Annotated in this window: 13 protein-coding genes and 1 tRNA gene; all 14 read left to right on the top strand. The window is 63.0% G+C overall.

The window, feature by feature from the left end:
- Nucleotides 1-402: EF-Tu C-terminal domain-related protein (locus AC1DCU_RS21205; protein WP_478013681.1), on the top strand; the 402-nt coding region annotated here is incomplete at its 5' end.
- A gap of 101 nt (nucleotides 403-503) precedes the next feature.
- Nucleotides 504-579: transfer RNA gene (locus AC1DCU_RS21210), tRNA-Trp, on the top strand.
- 48 nt (nucleotides 580-627) lie between these two features.
- The gene (gene secE / locus AC1DCU_RS21215; RefSeq protein WP_025879351.1) at nucleotides 628-1041 is read left to right on the top strand and encodes a preprotein translocase subunit SecE; all 414 of its coding nucleotides are present in this window, start codon (nucleotides 628-630) and stop codon (nucleotides 1039-1041) included.
- Nucleotides 1042-1051: 10 nt separating this feature from the next.
- The gene (nusG, locus tag AC1DCU_RS21220) at nucleotides 1052-1612 is read left to right on the top strand and encodes a transcription termination/antitermination protein NusG (protein WP_025879350.1); all 561 of its coding nucleotides are present in this window, start codon (nucleotides 1052-1054) and stop codon (nucleotides 1610-1612) included.
- A gap of 196 nt (nucleotides 1613-1808) precedes the next feature.
- Nucleotides 1809-2237, top strand: a complete 429-nt coding sequence (rplK, locus tag AC1DCU_RS21225; protein ID WP_004145248.1) for a 50S ribosomal protein L11 — start codon at nucleotides 1809-1811, stop codon at nucleotides 2235-2237.
- 4 nt (nucleotides 2238-2241) lie between these two features.
- Nucleotides 2242-2940, top strand: a complete 699-nt coding sequence (rplA, locus tag AC1DCU_RS21230) for a 50S ribosomal protein L1 (RefSeq protein WP_025879349.1) — start codon at nucleotides 2242-2244, stop codon at nucleotides 2938-2940.
- Between the two features lie 388 nt (nucleotides 2941-3328).
- Entirely contained in the window at nucleotides 3329-3865 is a 537-nt protein-coding gene (rplJ, locus tag AC1DCU_RS21235) for a 50S ribosomal protein L10 (protein ID WP_033830430.1), read from the top strand.
- A 63-nt stretch (nucleotides 3866-3928) separates the two neighbouring features.
- Nucleotides 3929-4294, top strand: a complete 366-nt coding sequence (gene rplL, locus AC1DCU_RS21240) for a 50S ribosomal protein L7/L12 (RefSeq protein WP_025879347.1) — start codon at nucleotides 3929-3931, stop codon at nucleotides 4292-4294.
- A 326-nt stretch (nucleotides 4295-4620) separates the two neighbouring features.
- Nucleotides 4621-8775, top strand: coding sequence for a DNA-directed RNA polymerase subunit beta (gene rpoB / locus AC1DCU_RS21245; protein ID WP_025879346.1), 4155 nt, complete (start codon nucleotides 4621-4623; stop codon nucleotides 8773-8775).
- 89 nt (nucleotides 8776-8864) lie between these two features.
- Nucleotides 8865-13106, top strand: coding sequence for a DNA-directed RNA polymerase subunit beta' (rpoC, locus tag AC1DCU_RS21250; RefSeq protein ID WP_025879345.1), 4242 nt, complete (start codon nucleotides 8865-8867; stop codon nucleotides 13104-13106).
- Between the two features lie 395 nt (nucleotides 13107-13501).
- The gene (gene rpsL, locus AC1DCU_RS21255; RefSeq protein WP_025879344.1) at nucleotides 13502-13876 is read left to right on the top strand and encodes a 30S ribosomal protein S12; all 375 of its coding nucleotides are present in this window, start codon (nucleotides 13502-13504) and stop codon (nucleotides 13874-13876) included.
- Nucleotides 13877-13888: 12 nt separating this feature from the next.
- Nucleotides 13889-14356 carry a 30S ribosomal protein S7 gene (gene rpsG, locus AC1DCU_RS21260; RefSeq protein WP_025879343.1) on the top strand — a complete coding sequence of 156 codons (468 nt, stop codon included), beginning with the start codon at nucleotides 13889-13891 and terminating at the stop codon, nucleotides 14354-14356.
- Nucleotides 14357-14494: 138 nt separating this feature from the next.
- On the top strand, nucleotides 14495-16636 hold the full coding sequence (fusA, locus tag AC1DCU_RS21265) for an elongation factor G (RefSeq protein ID WP_032977442.1): 2142 nt from the start codon (nucleotides 14495-14497) through the stop codon (nucleotides 16634-16636).
- Between the two features lie 51 nt (nucleotides 16637-16687).
- Nucleotides 16688-17043 (top strand): GTP-binding protein (locus tag AC1DCU_RS21270; protein ID WP_442252378.1); only part of this gene is annotated, 356 nt, incomplete at its 3' end.

The following is a 17043-nucleotide window of genomic DNA, read 5'->3' on the forward strand; positions in this document are numbered from 1 at the left end:
TTCCGCAAGCTGCTGGACCAGGGCCAGGCAGGCGACAACGCCGGTCTGCTGCTGCGCGGCACCAAGCGTGACGACGTCGAGCGTGGCCAGGTTCTGGCCAAGCCGGGTTCGATCAAGCCGCACACCAAGTTCGACGCCGAAGTGTACGTACTGTCGAAGGACGAAGGCGGCCGTCACACCCCGTTCTTCAAGGGCTACCGTCCGCAGTTCTACTTCCGTACCACCGACATCACCGGTGCGGTCGAGCTGCCGGAAGGTGTCGAGATGGTGATGCCGGGCGACAACGTGAAGATGGTTGTCACCCTGATCAATCCGGTCGCCATGGACGCCGGCCTGCGCTTCGCCATCCGTGAAGGTGGCCGTACCGTCGGTGCTGGCGTGGTTGCCAACATCCTCGAGTAAGCCTGCATGCCGGCGGTCGCATAGCGCTGCCGGTCTGGCGAGTGGCGGGCCGGGAACCTCGGTCCGCCTTCGCCGTCTAAGGGAAGGCAAGTTTTCTACGTACGCCAGTAGCTCAATTGGCAGAGCAGCGGTCTCCAAAACCGCAGGTTGGGGGTTCGAGTCCCTCCTGGCGTGCCATCTGCCCACCTTACCGAGCGGCCCTGCCGCTAAAGCAGACACAGCCTGATGAATAGCAAGATCGAACATTCCAAGGACACCTCCGCGCAAGGCGGGGATATCGTCAAGTACGTCCTCGCATCGTTGCTGGTGCTGGCAGGTCTGTTCGTCTGGTTCTGGTTCTCCGCCGACTCCGGTCGCGCTGCCCAGCTGGGCGCGTGGGCGGGTCAGCTGCGTGCGTTGGCGGTCGTGGTCGGCCTGGTTGGCGGTATCGGCGTGTTCATGCTGACCGGCAAGGGGCGCGACACCCGCGAATTCCTCTCCGAGTCGCGCTTTGAACTGCGTAAAGTGGTCTGGCCGACCCGCCAGGAAGCCATTCGCATGACCTGGGTGGTGATTGTCGTCGTCCTGATTCTCAGCTTGCTGCTGGGCGGGTTCGACTTCTTCATCCAGAAACTGACTCAGTGGTTCCTGAGCCGCTAAGGAGAAATGCATGAAGCGTTGGTACGTCGTTCACGCCTATTCGGGCTTCGAGAAGTCGGTGGCGCAGGCTCTGCGCGATCGCATCGTCCGTGACGGCATGGAAGAGCGCTTCGGCGACGTCCTGGTTCCGACCGAGGAAGTGATCGAAATGCGCGCCGGCCAGAAGCGCCGTTCCGAGCGCAAGTTCTTCCCGGGTTACGTGCTGGTCCAGATCGAGACCCACGAAGAAGCCGGTATTCCGCGCATCGACAACGAAAGCTGGCATCTGGTCAAGGAAACCCCGCGCGTCATGGGCTTCATCGGCGGAACCGCCGATCGTCCGCTGCCGATCGCCGACTCCGAGGCCGAGGCGATCCTGAACCGTGTCCAGGAAGGCGTCGAGAAGCCGCGTCCGAAGGTGCTGTTCGAGCCGGGCCAGATGGTCCGCGTCACCGAGGGTCCGTTCAACGACTTCAATGGTGTCGTCGAAGAGGTCAATTACGAGAAGAGCCGTCTGCGCGTCTCGGTGTTGATCTTCGGTCGCGCCACCCCGGTCGAACTTGAGTTCGGTCAGGTCGAAAAGGCCGTCTGATCTGCATTCATATGTCGCTTCAGGCATGTGAAGAAAAAACCTGATATGCTGCGCGGCTCCCGTTGGGAAGCTGGCGGGACGAGGCCACCGAAAGGTGGCCTTCGGCATGATTTCAAAACGCGATGCCGGGACGCGTGATTCCCGGTCCGATGGGGAGCCTGTTGTCGCAAGGCGCTAGCACCCGGAGAGTACTCACATGGCAAAGAAAGTTGTCGGTTATATCAAGCTGCAGGTGAAGGCCGGTCAGGCCAACCCCTCGCCGCCGGTCGGTCCTGCGCTGGGTCAGCGCGGCCTGAACATCATGGAATTCTGCAAGGCCTTCAATGCCGCCACGCAGAAGCTCGAGCCGGGTCTGCCGGTTCCGGTGATCATCACGGCCTATTCGGACCGTACGTTCACCTTCATCACCAAGAGCACTCCGGCCACCACCCTGCTGAAGAAGGCCGCTGGCATCTCGTCGGGCTCCAAGCGCCCGAACACCGAGAAGGTCGGCAAGGTCACCCGTAAGCAGCTGGAAGAGATCGCCAAGGCGAAGGAACCGGATCTGACTGCCGCCGACCTGGACGCCGCCGTGCGTACCATCGCTGGCTCTGCCCGTTCCATGGGCCTCGTGGTGGAGGGTTAAGAAGATGGCACAGACCAAGCGTGAGAAGGCCATCAAGGCCGCTATCGTTCCGGGCAAGGCATACGCCTTCGAGGACGCAATCAACATCCTGAAGACCGCCACCAAGGCCAAGTTCGTCGAGTCGATCGACGTTGCTGTGCGCCTGGGCGTCGACGCGAAGAAGTCCGACCAGCAGGTCCGTGGCTCCACCGTGCTGCCGGCTGGTACCGGCAAGTCGGTCCGCGTCGCTGTCTTCGCTCCGGCCGGTGCCAAGGCTGATGAAGCCCTGGCCGCTGGCGCCGAAGCCGTCGGTATGGACGACCTGGCCGAGAAGATGCAGGCCGGCGATCTGAACTACGACGTCGTGATCGCGACCCCGGACGCAATGCGCGTTGTCGGTAAGCTGGGTACCGTGCTGGGCCCGCGCGGCCTGATGCCGAACCCGAAGGTCGGCACCGTCTCCCCGAACCCGGGTGAGGCTGTGAAGAATGCCAAGTCGGGTCAGGTGCGTTACCGCACCGACAAGGCCGGCATCATCCACTGCACCATCGGCAAGGCCGACTTCGCCGAAGACGCGCTGAAGTCGAACCTGACCGCGCTGCTGCTGGACCTGATCAAGGCCAAGCCGGCCACCTCGAAGGGCACCTACCTGCAGAAGGTTTCGGTCAGCTCGACGATGGGCCCGGGCGTCACCGTCGACCAGTCGTCGCTGAGCCTGAAGTAATCGTTTCAAGCGGTCGCGGGTCCCTCGGGTCCCGCGACCGTGACATTTGAAGGCATCGCCGGCAACACATCGCCGGTGGTAGCCGTCAAAGACCGCAGGTGCGGTCGTGGCATGCCGGCGACGGGCACGGAAGCTCGATTTGGCAGGGAGTCGCCGCCGGAGCAGTCACGAACGCTTAATCGATTCCCAGGAATCACCCTGCGTAGATGGTGCCCTTCTGGAGTTTTTCTGGTTCACGCACGTCTGGGGTTACCCAGGTTGGCCCACTCCAGGTCTAGAACGGCCCACCCCCCGGAACATCATTCCGATGTTCCCGGCGTCCAGGACGGATGCCGCACAGGACCGCACACGGCAGGAGCCGTAAGCGGAGTTCAATTGGAGGAGTGCAATGGCTCTCAATCTGTCCCAGAAGCAAGAAGTAGTCGCGGAGCTGGCAGAAATTGCTGGTAAGGCACACTCCTTGATCGCAGCCGAATACGCTGGCACCACGGTCGCTCAGATGACCGCGATGCGTAAGCAGGCGCGTGAAACCGGCGTTTTCTTGAAAGTTGTCAAGAACACCCTGGCTTCGCGTGCCGTTGAAGGCACCGAGTTCGCATGTGCGCAGGACAAGCTGGTTGGTCCGCTGCTGTATGCGTTCTCGCTTGAGGAGCCCGGCGCTGCCGGTCGCCTGATCAAGGATGCCGCCAAGGGCAACGACAAGCTGCAGGCCAAGGTCGTCGCCATCGGTGGCGAAGTGTTCCCGGCAAGCCATGTCGACGTGTTGGCCTCGCTGCCGACCCGTGACCAGGCCCTGGCAATGCTGGCCCGCGTCCTGACCGAGCCGGTCACGATGTTCGCCCGCGCCATCAAGGCAATCGGCGACAAGCAGAATGGTGGCGACGTCGCCGCCGACGCTGCTGAACCGGCCGCCGAGACCGCCTGAGTTTCGACTAATCGTGGTTCCTGACGGAACCTCAATCCAGAAAAACATCCAAAGGTAATTATCATGTCCCTTACCAACGAACAGATCGTCGACGCCATCGCCGAGAAGTCCCTGATGGAAGTGATGGAGCTGGTCAAGGCCATCGAAGAGAAGTTCGGCGTCTCCGCCGCTGCTCCGGTCGCCGCTGCTGTGGCTGGCCCGGCTGCCGTCGTTGAAGAGCAGACCGAATTCGTCGTCACCCTGAAGACCGCTGGCGACAAGAAGGTCGAAGTCATCAAGGCCGTCCGCGCCATCACCGGCCTGGGCCTGAAGGAAGCGAAGGACCTGGCCGAAGCCGGCGGCGTCCTGAAGGACAACGCTTCGAAGGACGAAGCCGAGAAGATGAAGAAGGACCTGGAAGCTGCTGGCGCGACTGTCGAAGTCAAGTAAGCACTTCCATTGCGTCGCCATCGAAATCCGGCGATGCAGCCAAGGCTGGGGGCGTAAGCCCCCGGCCTTTGGTCGTTGTTGTAGGCCCGGCCAATCGTGGCGCGGTTCTACGGAAATACGGTGAAAAAGCCCAACACGGGCTGCGGTCAAACCCTGGCCGGCCAGCGCAACGCGCGGCGGCGGGGGAGTGGATGCAGACGAGTTGGCAGTTGGAAGTAGCGGGAGAAGGCGTGCTGGTGCCGGCAATACCAGCGACTTCCAACTGACAATTTCAAGTTCCCTTCGGGTCGTGGGCGCACGACTCGCACAACAAGGTGGAAGACCTCATGACGTCCTATTCGTTCACCGAAAAAAAGCGTATCCGCAAGGATTTCGGCAAGCAGCGTTCGATTCTCGAAGTGCCGTTCCTGCTCGCCATCCAGGTGGATTCCTACCGTGAATTCCTGCAGGAGAACGTCGATCCGGCCAAGCGCACGGACCACGGCCTGCACGCTGCACTGAAGTCGGTCTTCCCGATCGCCAGCTACAGCGGCAATGCTGCCCTGGAATACGTCGGCTACAAGCTGGGCGATCCGGTCTTCGACGAGCGTGAGTGCCGTCAGCGTGGCATGAGCTACGGTGCGCCGCTGCGCGTGACCGTGCGCCTGGTGATCTACGACCGCGAGTCGTCGACCAAGGCCATCAAGTACGTGAAGGAGCAGGAGGTCTACCTCGGCGAAATCCCGCTGATGACCGACAACGGCACCTTCATCGTCAACGGCACCGAGCGTGTCATCGTCTCGCAGCTGCACCGCTCGCCGGGCGTGTTCTTCGACCACGACCGTGGCAAGACCCACAGCTCGGGCAAGCTGCTGTACAGCGCCCGCATCATTCCTTACCGCGGCTCCTGGCTGGACTTCGAGTTCGACCCGAAGGACGCGCTGTTCACCCGTATCGACCGTCGCCGCAAGCTGCCGGTGTCGATCCTGCTGCGTGCGCTTGGCTACAGCAACGAAGAGATGCTGGCCGAGTTCTTCGAGATCAACACCTTCCACATCAACCCGGATGAAGGCGTCCAGCTGGAGCTGGTGCCCGAGCGCCTGCGCGGCGAAACCCTGGGCTTCGACCTCGCCGACGGCGACAAGGTCATCGTGGAAGCCGGCAAGCGCATCACCGCGCGCCACATCAAGCAGCTGGAAGCCTCGGGCATCGCCGCCCTGGCCGTGCCGGACGACTACATCGTCGGCCGCATCCTGTCGCACGACGTGGTCGATGCCTCCACCGGCGAACTGCTGGCCCAGGCCAACGACGAAATCACCGACGAACAGCTGCAGGCCTTCCGCAAGGCCGGCGTCGATGCGGTGGGCACCCTGTGGGTGAACGACCTGGATCGTGGCCCGTACCTGTCCAACACCCTGCGCATCGATCCGACCAAGACCCAGCTGGAAGCCCTGGTCGAGATCTACCGCATGATGCGTCCGGGCGAGCCGCCGACCAAGGATGCCGCGCAGAACCTGTTCCACAACCTGTTCTTCACCTTCGAGCGCTACGACCTGTCCGCAGTCGGCCGCATGAAGTTCAACCGTCGCGTGGGCCGCAAGGAAACCACCGGCGAAGCCGTGCTGTACGACCGCAAGTACTACGGCGAGCGCAACGACGAAGAGTCCAAGCGCCTGGTTGCCGCACACGGCGACAGCTCGGACATCCTGGACGTGATCAAGGTCCTGACCGAGATCCGCAACGGTCGCGGCGTGGTCGATGACATCGATCACCTGGGCAACCGTCGCGTGCGTTCGGTCGGTGAAATGGCCGAGAACGTGTTCCGCGTGGGCCTGGTCCGCGTCGAGCGCGCGGTCAAGGAACGCCTGTCGATGGCGGAGTCGGAAGGCCTGACCCCGCAGGAGCTGATCAACGCCAAGCCGGTGGCTGCGGCGATCAAGGAATTCTTCGGCTCCTCGCAGCTGTCGCAGTTCATGGATCAGAACAACCCGCTGTCGGAAGTCACGCACAAGCGTCGCGTCTCGGCCCTGGGCCCGGGCGGCCTGACCCGTGAGCGCGCCGGCTTCGAAGTGCGCGACGTGCACCCGACCCATTACGGCCGCGTCTGCACCATCGAAACGCCGGAAGGCCCGAACATCGGCCTGATCAACTCGCTGGCCGTGTACGCCCGCACCAACCAGTACGGTTTCCTCGAGACCCCGTACCGCAAGGTCGTGGACGGCAAGGTCTTCGACGAAGTCGAGTTCCTGTCGGCCATCGAAGAAAACGAGTACGTCATCGCCCAGGCCAACGCCCTGACCGATGCCAACAGCGTGCTGACCGAGCAGTTCGTCCCCTGCCGTTACCAGGGCGAATCGCTGCTGAAGCCGCCGGCGGAAGTCCACTTCATGGACGTCTCGCCGATGCAGACCGTGTCGATCGCGGCCGCGCTGGTTCCGTTCCTGGAGCACGATGACGCCAACCGCGCACTGATGGGCGCCAACATGCAGCGTCAGGCCGTGCCGACCCTGCGTGCGCAGAAGCCGCTGGTCGGTACCGGCATCGAGCGCGCCGTGGCGCGTGACTCGGGCGTGACCGTCAACGCCCGTCGTGGTGGTGAGATCGTGCAGATCGACGCCGCCCGCATCGTGGTCAAGGTCAATGAAGCCGAGATCACCGACGCGTCCGACGCCGGCGTGGACATCTACAACCTGATCAAGTACACCCGCTCCAACCAGAACACCTGCATCAACCAGCGTCCGCTGGTGGAAGTGGGCAACGTGGTGGCGCGTGGCGACGTGCTGGCCGATGGTCCGTCCACCGACATCGGTGAACTGGCCCTGGGCCAGAACATGCTGATCGCCTTCATGCCGTGGAACGGCTACAACTTCGAAGACTCCATCCTGCTCTCCGAGCGCGTGGTGGAAGAGGATCGCTACACCACGATCCACATCGAAGAGCTGACCTGCGTTGCGCGTGACACCAAGCTGGGGCCGGAGGAAATCTCGGCCGACATCCCGAACGTTTCCGAGCAGGCGCTGAACCGCCTGGACGAAAGCGGCGTGGTGTACATCGGTGCCGAAGTCCGCGCCGGCGACATCATGGTCGGCAAGGTCACCCCGAAGGGCGAAAGCCAGCTGACCCCGGAAGAGAAGCTGCTGCGCGCGATCTTCGGCGAGAAGGCTTCGGACGTGAAGGACAGCTCGCTGCGCGTGCCCCCGGGCATGGACGGCACCGTCATCGACGTGCAGGTCTTCACCCGCGATGGCATCGAGAAGGACAAGCGCGCCCGTCAGATCGAAGAATCTGAAATCAAGCGCGTCAAGAAGGACTTCGACGACCAGTTCCGCATCCTGGAAGCAGCCATCTATGCCCGTCTGCGTTCGCAGATCGTCGGCAAGGTGGTCAACGGTGGCGCCGGCCTGAAGAAGGGCGACGTCATCTCCGACGCCTACCTGGATGGCCTGAAGAAGGCCGACTGGTTCGTGCTGCGCATGAAGGACGAGGACGCCGCCGAAGCCATCGAACGCGCACAGAAGCAGATCCAGGCGCACGAGAAGGAATTCGAGCGTCGCTTCGCCGACAAGCGCGGCAAGATCACCGCTGGCGACGACCTCGCCCCGGGCGTGCTGAAGATGGTCAAGGTGTTCCTGGCAGTGAAGCGCCGCATCCAGCCGGGCGACAAGATGGCAGGCCGCCACGGCAACAAGGGTGTGGTGTCCAACGTGGTGCCGGTCGAGGACATGCCGTACATGGCCTCGGGCGAAACCGTGGACATCGTGCTGAACCCGCTGGGCGTGCCGTCGCGTATGAACATCGGGCAGATCCTGGAAGTGCACCTGGGCTGGGCAGCCAAGGGTCTGGGTCGCAAGATCCAGGCAATGCTGGAAGCCCAGGCCGCGGTCGCCGACCTGCGCAAGTTCCTGGACGACATCTACAACCACGATGACACCAACGTGGCCAACCGTGTCGACCTGTCGCAGTTCAGCGACGAGGAACTGCTGCGCCTGGCCCGCAACCTGTTCGACGGCGTGCCGATGGCAACGCCGGTGTTCGACGGTGCCACCGAAGCGGAAATCAAGCGCATGCTGGAACTGGCCGACCTGCCGAGCAGTGGCCAGACCCAGCTGTATGACGGCCGCACCGGTGAAGCCTTCGATCGCCACACCACCGTTGGCTACATGCACTACCTGAAGCTGAACCACCTGGTCGACGACAAGATGCACGCCCGTTCGACCGGCCCGTACTCGCTCGTCACCCAGCAGCCGCTGGGCGGCAAGGCGCAGTTCGGCGGCCAGCGCTTCGGTGAAATGGAAGTCTGGGCGCTGGAAGCCTACGGCGCGGCCTACACCCTGCAGGAAATGCTGACGGTGAAGTCCGATGACGTGCAGGGCCGCAACCAGATGTACAAGAACATCGTCGACGGTGAGCACGAGATGGTCGCGGGCATGCCGGAATCCTTCAACGTCCTGGTGAAGGAAATCCGCTCGCTGGCCATCAACATGGAACTGGAAGACAACTGATCCATGCCGGCGCGGCGGCCACCGCCGCCGCGCCGCTGGCAGTGAACTGAAAGCCCATCGACACAGCATTCCTCCTTCTGGAGAACACCATGAAAGACCTGCTCAACCTCTTCAACCAGCAGCGCCAGACGCTGGACTTCGACGCGATCAAGATCGCGCTGGCTTCGCCGGACCTGATCCGTTCGTGGTCCTTCGGCGAAGTGAAGAAGCCGGAAACCATCAACTACCGTACCTTCAAGCCGGAACGTGACGGCCTGTTCTGCGCCGCCATCTTCGGACCGGTCAAGGACTACGAGTGCCTGTGCGGCAAGTACAAGCGCATGAAGCACCGCGGCGTGGTCTGCGAGAAGTGCGGCACCGAAGTGACCCTGGCCAAGGTGCGTCGCGAGCGCATGGGCCACATCGACCTGGCCTCGCCGGTCGCGCACATCTGGTTCCTGAAGTCGCTGCCGTCGCGCATCGGCCTGATGCTGGACATGACCCTGCGCGATATCGAGCGCGTGCTGTACTTCGAAGCCTACGTGGTGACCGAGCCGGGCCTGACCGCCCTGGAGCGCCGCCAGCTGCTGACCGAAGAACAGTACCTGCAGGCCCGCCAGGAGCATGGCGACGACTTCGACGCCGCCATGGGCGCCGAGGCCGTGTACGAACTGCTGCGCACCATCGACCTGCAGTCGGAAATGACCCGCCTGCGCGAAGAGATCGCCAGCACCGGTTCGGAAACCAAGCTGAAGCGACTGACCAAGCGCATCAAGCTGATCGAAGCCTTCCTGGAATCGGGCAACCGTCCGGAGTGGATGGTCATGACCGTCCTGCCGGTGCTGCCGCCGGACCTGCGTCCGCTGGTTCCGCTGGATGGTGGCCGCTTCGCGACCTCCGATCTGAACGACCTGTACCGCCGTGTCATCAACCGCAACAACCGCCTGCGCCGCCTGCTCGAACTGAGCGCGCCGGACATCATCGTGCGCAATGAAAAGCGCATGCTGCAGGAATCGGTCGATGCGCTGCTGGACAACGGCCGTCGCGGCCGTGCCATCACCGGCACCAACAAGCGCCCGCTGAAGTCGCTGGCCGACATGATCAAGGGCAAGCAGGGTCGTTTCCGCCAGAACCTGCTCGGCAAGCGCGTCGACTACTCGGGCCGTTCGGTCATCGTGGTCGGTCCGTACCTGCGCCTGCACCAGTGCGGCCTGCCGAAGAAGATGGCGCTCGAACTGTTCAAGCCGTTCGTGTTTGCCAAGCTGCAGCGTCGTGGCCTGGCCACCACCATCAAGGCCGCCAAGAAGCTGGTCGAGCGCGAAGAAGCCGAAGTCTGGGACATCCTGGAAGAGGTCATCCGCGAGCATCCGGTGATGCTGAACCGTGCGCCGACCCTGCACCGTCTGGGCATCCAGGCCTTCGAGCCGGTCCTGATCGAAGGCAAGGCCATCCAGCTGCACCCGCTGGTCTGCACCGCGTTCAACGCCGACTTCGACGGTGACCAGATGGCCGTCCACGTGCCGCTTTCGCTGGAAGCCCAGCTGGAAGCGCGTGCGCTGATGATGTCCACCAACAACATCCTGTCGCCGGCCAACGGCGAGCCGATCATCGTGCCGTCGCAGGACGTCGTGCTGGGTCTGTACTACATGACCCGCTCGCTGGAAAACAAGAAGGGCGAGGGCATGGCCTTCGCCAACATCGCCGAAGTCAAGCGCGCCTACGACAACCGCGTGGTGGAACTGCACGCGCGCGTCAAGGTCCGCATCACCGAGGTGGTGACCGACGAGGAAGGCAACAAGCAGAGCAAGACCTCGATCGTGGATACCACCATCGGTCGCGCCCTGCTGGCTGAAATCCTGCCGGAAGGCCTGCCGTTCGCGCTGGCCAACACCGAGCTGACCAAGAAGAACATCAGCCGCCTGATCAACTCCAGCTACCGCCAGCTGGGTCTGAAGGACACGGTCGTGTTCGCCGACAAGCTGATGTACACCGGCTTCGCCTACGCGACCCGCGCCGGCGTCTCGATCGGCATCGACGACATGCTGATCCCGGACGAGAAGAAGGGCATCCTCACCGAGGCCGAAGCCGAAGTGCTGGAAATCCAGGAGCAGTACCAGTCGGGCCTGGTCACCGCCGGCGAGCGCTACAACAAGGTGGTCGACATCTGGTCGCGCACCAATGAGCGCATCGCCAAGGCGATGATGGACACCATCGGTACCGAGAAGGTCATCAATGCCAAGGGCGAGACCATCGACCAGAAGTCGATGAACTCCCTGTACATCATGGCCGACTCCGGTGCACGAGGCAGCCAGGCGCAGATCCGTCAGCTGGCCGGCATGCGTGGCCTGATGGCCCGTCCCGATGGCTCGATCATCGAGACGCCCATCAAGGCGAACTTCCGCGAAGGCCTGAACGTGCAGGAGTACTTCAACTCCACCCACGGTGCCCGTAAGGGTCTGGCCGATACCGCGCTGAAGACCGCGAACTCGGGTTACCTGACCCGTCGTCTGGTCGACGTGGCGCAGGACGTGGTGATCACCGAGGTGGACTGCGGTACCACCGAAGGCCTGATCATGACTCCGATCGTTGAAGGCGGCGACGTGGTCGAGCCGTTGAAGGATCGCGTGCTGGGTCGCGTGGTTGCCGAGGACGTGTTCCTGCCGGGCAACGACGAAGATCCGATCGTCACCCGCAACACCCTGCTCGACGAAGCCTGGGTCGCCAAGCTTGAAGAAGCCAGCGTGCAGACCATCAAGGTCCGCTCGACGATCTCCTGCGAATCGGCCTTCGGCGTCTGCGCTCGCTGCTACGGCCGCGACCTGGCCCGTGGCCACCTGGTCAACATCGGTGAAGCGGTCGGCGTCATCGCCGCGCAGTCCATCGGTGAGCCGGGTACCCAGCTGACGATGCGTACGTTCCACATCGGTGGTGCGGCATCGCGAGCTGCTGCGGTCGACAACATCACCGTCAAGACCACCGGCTCGGTCAAGTTCAGCAACCTCAAGTCGGTTGCCCATGCCAACGGCTCGCTGGTCGCGGTGTCGCGCTCGGGTGAAATGTCGGTGCTCGATGCGCACGGCCGTGAGCGTGAGCGTTACAAGCTGCCGTACGGTGCGACCATCACCTCCAAGGACGGTGATGCGGTCAAGGCTGGCCAGACCGTGGCCAACTGGGATCCGCATAACCATCCGATCGTTTCGGAAGTGGCCGGTTTCATCCGCTTCATCGACTTCGTCGACGGCATTACCGTCATCGAGAAGACCGATGAGCTGACCGGCCTGGCGTCGCGCGAAATCACCGACCCGAAGCGCCGCGGCGCCCAGGCGAAGGATCTGCGCCCGATCGTCCGCATCGTCGATGGCAAGGGCAACGACCTGTCGATTCCGGGCACCGACCTGCCGGCGCAGTACCTGCTGCCGCCGCGCTCGATCGTCAACCTGCAGGACGGCGCTGCCGTCGGCGTGGGTGACGTGGTTGCCAAGATCCCGCAGGAAGCGTCGAAGACCCGCGACATCACCGGTGGTCTGCCGCGCGTGGCCGATCTGTTCGAAGCCCGCAAGCCGAAGGATCCGGCAGTGCTGGCCGAGCGTTCGGGCATCATCAGCTTCGGCAAGGACACCAAGGGCAAGCAGCGCCTGATCATCAAGGACACCGATGGTTCGGAGCACGAAGAGCTGATTCCGAAGTACCGTCAGGTCATCGTGTTCGAAGGTGAGCACGTGACCAAGGGCGAAACCATCGTCGACGGCGAGCCGAGCCCGCAGGACATCCTGCGTCTGCTGGGCGTCGAGCCGCTGGCCGCCTACCTGGTCAAGGAAATCCAGGACGTGTACCGCCTGCAGGGCGTGAAGATCAACGACAAGCACATCGAGGTGATCACCCGCCAGATGCTGCGCAAGGTCGAGATCACCGATCAGGGCAGCAGCAAGTTCCTGAACGGCGAACAGGTCGAGCGCCAGCGCGTCATCGAGGAAAATGCACGCCTGACCACCCGCAACGAGCTGATTGCTCGCTTCGATCCGGTCCTGCTGGGCATCACCAAGGCATCGCTGGCTACCGAATCGTTCATCTCGGCTGCTTCCTTCCAGGAAACCACCCGCGTGCTGACCGAGGCTGCCGTCCGCGGCACCAAGGACAACCTGCGCGGCCTGAAGGAAAACGTGATCGTCGGCCGTCTGATTCCGGCCGGTACCGGTCTGACCTACCACGCCAACCGCCGCCGCAATGCGAGCGGGCTGACGGACTCGGAAATGCAGACTCTGGCCGGCACCCCGGCAGCTGCAGCCGCCGTGGCCGTGGCAGCACCGGAAGTGGTGGTGGAGTCGACCGACGCCGAGCAGGCCGAGGATTGATCGGCCGGTCCGGCTCAGGCCGGACCTCGATCGGGCAGGGGGCGGCCATCGGCCGGTCCCTGCTTCATGGTCCGGCTCCGTGCCGGACACGTATCACGCAGGACCCGCCTCGGCGGGATCTGCACTCGAGGGCCCAGGCCGCTGGTCTGTTCGCCGTCGATGAGGTAGGATGCCGCCCCGGCCCAGCGATGGGTCGGGCGACAACCTGAACGGGGGGCATGGAGAAGGCTCCCCTGTAACGGCCCTGGATCAGGGCTGGCTTGGCGCGTGCGCATTTGACCGCGTTTTCGCCAGGTTGCTACAATCGTCTGTCTCAGCAGGCCGGTTTTTCGCCTGCTCGCACATATCCGCATTCATGGCCGGTTTTTTTCGGCCTCTCTCAGAAGAACATACTGATGGCGACGATCAATCAGCTTGTCCGCAAGCCGCGGCAGGCAACCACTTATAAGAGCGCCTCGCCGGCTCTCGAAAAGTGCCCCCAGCGCCGTGGCGTCTGCACGCGCGTTTACACCACTACTCCGAAGAAGCCGAACTCGGCCCTTCGCAAGGTTGCCAAGGTTCGCCTGACCAACCAGGAAGAAGTGATTTCCTACATCGGCGGTGAAGGCCACAACCTGCAGGAGCACTCCGTGGTCCTGATCCGTGGCGGTCGCGTCAAGGATCTGCCGGGTGTGCGTTACCACACCGTTCGTGGTTCGCTCGACGCCTCCGGCGTTGCCAAGCGTCGCCAGGGCCGTTCCAAGTACGGCGCCAAGCGTCCGAAGAGCTAAGGGAAAGCACACATGTCTCGTAAAGGTAATACGCCGCAGCGCGCAGTCCTGCCGGATCCGAAGCACGGAAGCGAAACCATCGCCCGTTTCATCAACATGGTGATGCTGAGCGGCAAGAAGTCGGTCGCTGAAAAGATCGTCTATGGCGCCATGGACGTGATCGGTGAGAAGAACCCGAATTCCGTCGAGCTGGTTCAGAAGGCTCTGGAAAACGTGGCTCCGTCGGTCGAAGTCAAGTCCCGCCGCGTCGGTGGTGCCACCTACCAGGTGCCGGTCGAAGTGCGCGCCTCGCGCAAGATGGCTCTGGCCATGCGTTGGCTGATCGACTCCGCGCGCAAGCGTGGTGAGAACACCATGCCGAAGAAGCTGGCCGCTGAACTGATCGACGCCTCGGAAAACCGTGGCGGCGCCATCAAGAAGCGCGAAGAAACCCACCGCATGGCCGAAGCCAACAAGGCATTCGCCCACTACCGCTGGTGAGTTTGACGGCCTTGTAAAACAGGCAGGGCAGCACCATCTCGGTGCTGCCTCGCGGCCCCAGAAGGGCTGCGCCAATCCGAAGGCCGCCGAAAGGCGGCGTTCGGCCATCCGAAATCCAAGAAATCTGAGAGGCTCCCCGTGGCCCGTTCCACTCCCATCGAGCGTTACCGCAATTTCGGCATCATGGCCCACATCGATGCCGGCAAGACCACCACGTCCGAGCGCATCCTGTTCTACACCGGCAAGAGCCACAAGATCGGTGAAGTGCATGACGGCGCCGCCACCATGGACTGGATGGAGCAGGAGCAGGAGCGTGGCATCACGATCCAGTCCGCTGCGACCACCGCGTTCTGGAAGGGCATGGACAAGTCCCTGCCGGAGCACCGCTTCAACATCATCGACACCCCCGGGCACGTCGACTTCACCATCGAAGTGGAGCGCTCGCTGCGCGTGCTCGACGGTGCCGTCTTCGTGCTGTGTGCCGTCGGTGGCGTGCAGCCGCAGTCGGAAACCGTGTGGCGCCAGGCCAACCGTTACAAGGTGCCGCGCATCGCGTTCGTCAACAAGATGGACCGCACCGGCGCCAACTTCAGCAAGGTCGTCGGCCAGCTGAAGGCGAAGCTGGGTGCCAAGGCCGTTCCGATGCAGCTGCCGATCGGCGCTGAGGAAGGCTTCAAGGGCGTCGTCGATCTGCTGAAGATGAAGGCCATCCATTGGGATGAGGCTTCGCAGGGCATGAAGTTCGAGTACAGCGATGTGCCGGCCGAGCTGCTGGCTGAAGCGACCGAAGCCCGTACCTTCATGATCGAAGCGGCTGCCGAAGCCAGCGAAGAGCTGATGGACAAGTACCTGGGCGGCGATGAGCTGACCGAGGCCGAGATCATCGAAGCCCTGCGCGTGCGCACCCTGGCGACCGACATCGTGCCGATGTACTGCGGCTCGGCGTTCAAGAACAAGGGCGTGCAGGCCATGCTGGACGGCGTGATCCAGCTGCTGCCGTCGCCGATCGACGTGCCGGACGTGACCGGTACCGACGTTGACGATGAGACCAAGGAAATGAGCCGCAAGTCTGACGACAAGGCTCCCTTCTCGGCCCTGGCCTTCAAGATCATCACCGACCCGTTCGTCGGCGCGCTGACCTTCTTCCGTGTCTACTCGGGCACGTTGAATGCAGGCGACCAGTTGCTGAACTCGGTGAAGGGCAAGAAGGAGCGCATCGGCCGTATCCTGCAGATGCACTCCAACAACCGTGAAGAAATCAAGGAAGTGCTGGCAGGCGACATCGCCGCCGCCGTGGGCCTGAAGGACACCACCACCGGTGACACCCTGTGCTCCATGGATCAGCCGATCATCCTCGAGCGCATGGTGTTCCCGGAGCCGGTCATCTCGATGGCCGTCGAGCCGAAGACCAAGTCCGACCAGGAAAAGATGGGTCTGGCACTGGGTCGTCTGGCCCAGGAAGATCCGTCGTTCCGCGTCAAGACCGACGAAGAATCCGGCCAGACCATCATCTCGGGCATGGGCGAGCTGCACCTGGACATCATCGTTGACCGCATGAAGCGCGAGTTCAACGTTGAAGCCAACGTCGGCAAGCCGCAGGTGGCTTACCGCGAAACGATCACCCTGTCGGACGTGAAGTCGGACTACAAGCACGCCAAGCAGTCCGGTGGTAAGGGTCAGTACGGTCACGTCGTGATCGAGCTGTCGCCGATCACCGATGCCGATCGTGCAGATCCGAAGATCGCCGCGGGTATCAAGGACGACTTCCTGTTCATCAACGACATCACCGGTGGCGTGATTCCGAAGGAATTCATTCCGTCGATTGAAAAGGGTCTGCGCGAAACCATCACCAACGGTCCGCTGGCTGGCTTCCCGGTCGTGGACGTCAAGGTGAAGCTGGTGTTCGGCTCGTACCACGACGTCGACTCCTCGGAAATGGCGTTCAAGCTCGCTTCCTCGATGGCCTTCAAGGAAGGCTTCCGCAAGGCCAAGCCGGTCCTGCTGGAGCCGATCATGAAGGTCGAGATCGTGACCCCGGAGGATTACCAGGGTGACGTGATGGGCGACGTGAGCCGTCGTCGCGGCGTTCTGCAGGGTTCTGATACCACCGGTGACGGTTCGGCCAGCATCATCAACGCGATGATCCCGCTGGGCGAAATGTTTGGCTACGCGACCTCGCTGCGTTCGCAGACCCAGGGCCGCGCCACCTTCACGATGGAATTTGACCACTACGAGCCGGCGCCGAACAACATCGCCGACGAAGTCATGAAGAAGTCCTGAGCGTAACGCTCAGGTCCTCCAAACCACTTACGAACTAAAAGGTAGAACGAAATGGCAAAGGGTAAGTTCGAGCGCACCAAGCCGCACGTCAACGTCGGCACCATCGGTCACGTCGATCATGGCAAGACCACGCTGACCGCCGCACTGACCAAGATCGGTGCCGAGCGCTTCGGTGGCGAGTTCAAGGATTACTCCGCGATCGACGCCGCGCCGGAAGAAAAGGCACGTGGCATCACGATCTCGACCGCGCACGTCGAGTACGAATCCACCGTTCGTCACTACGCCCACGTCGATTGCCCGGGCCATGCTGACTACGTCAAGAACATGATCACCGGTGCTGCCCAGATGGACGGCGCGATCCTGGTGTGCTCGGCCGCTGACGGCCCGATGCCGCAGACCCGCGAGCA

This window comes from Stenotrophomonas sp. 10L48, from assembly GCF_056395105.1.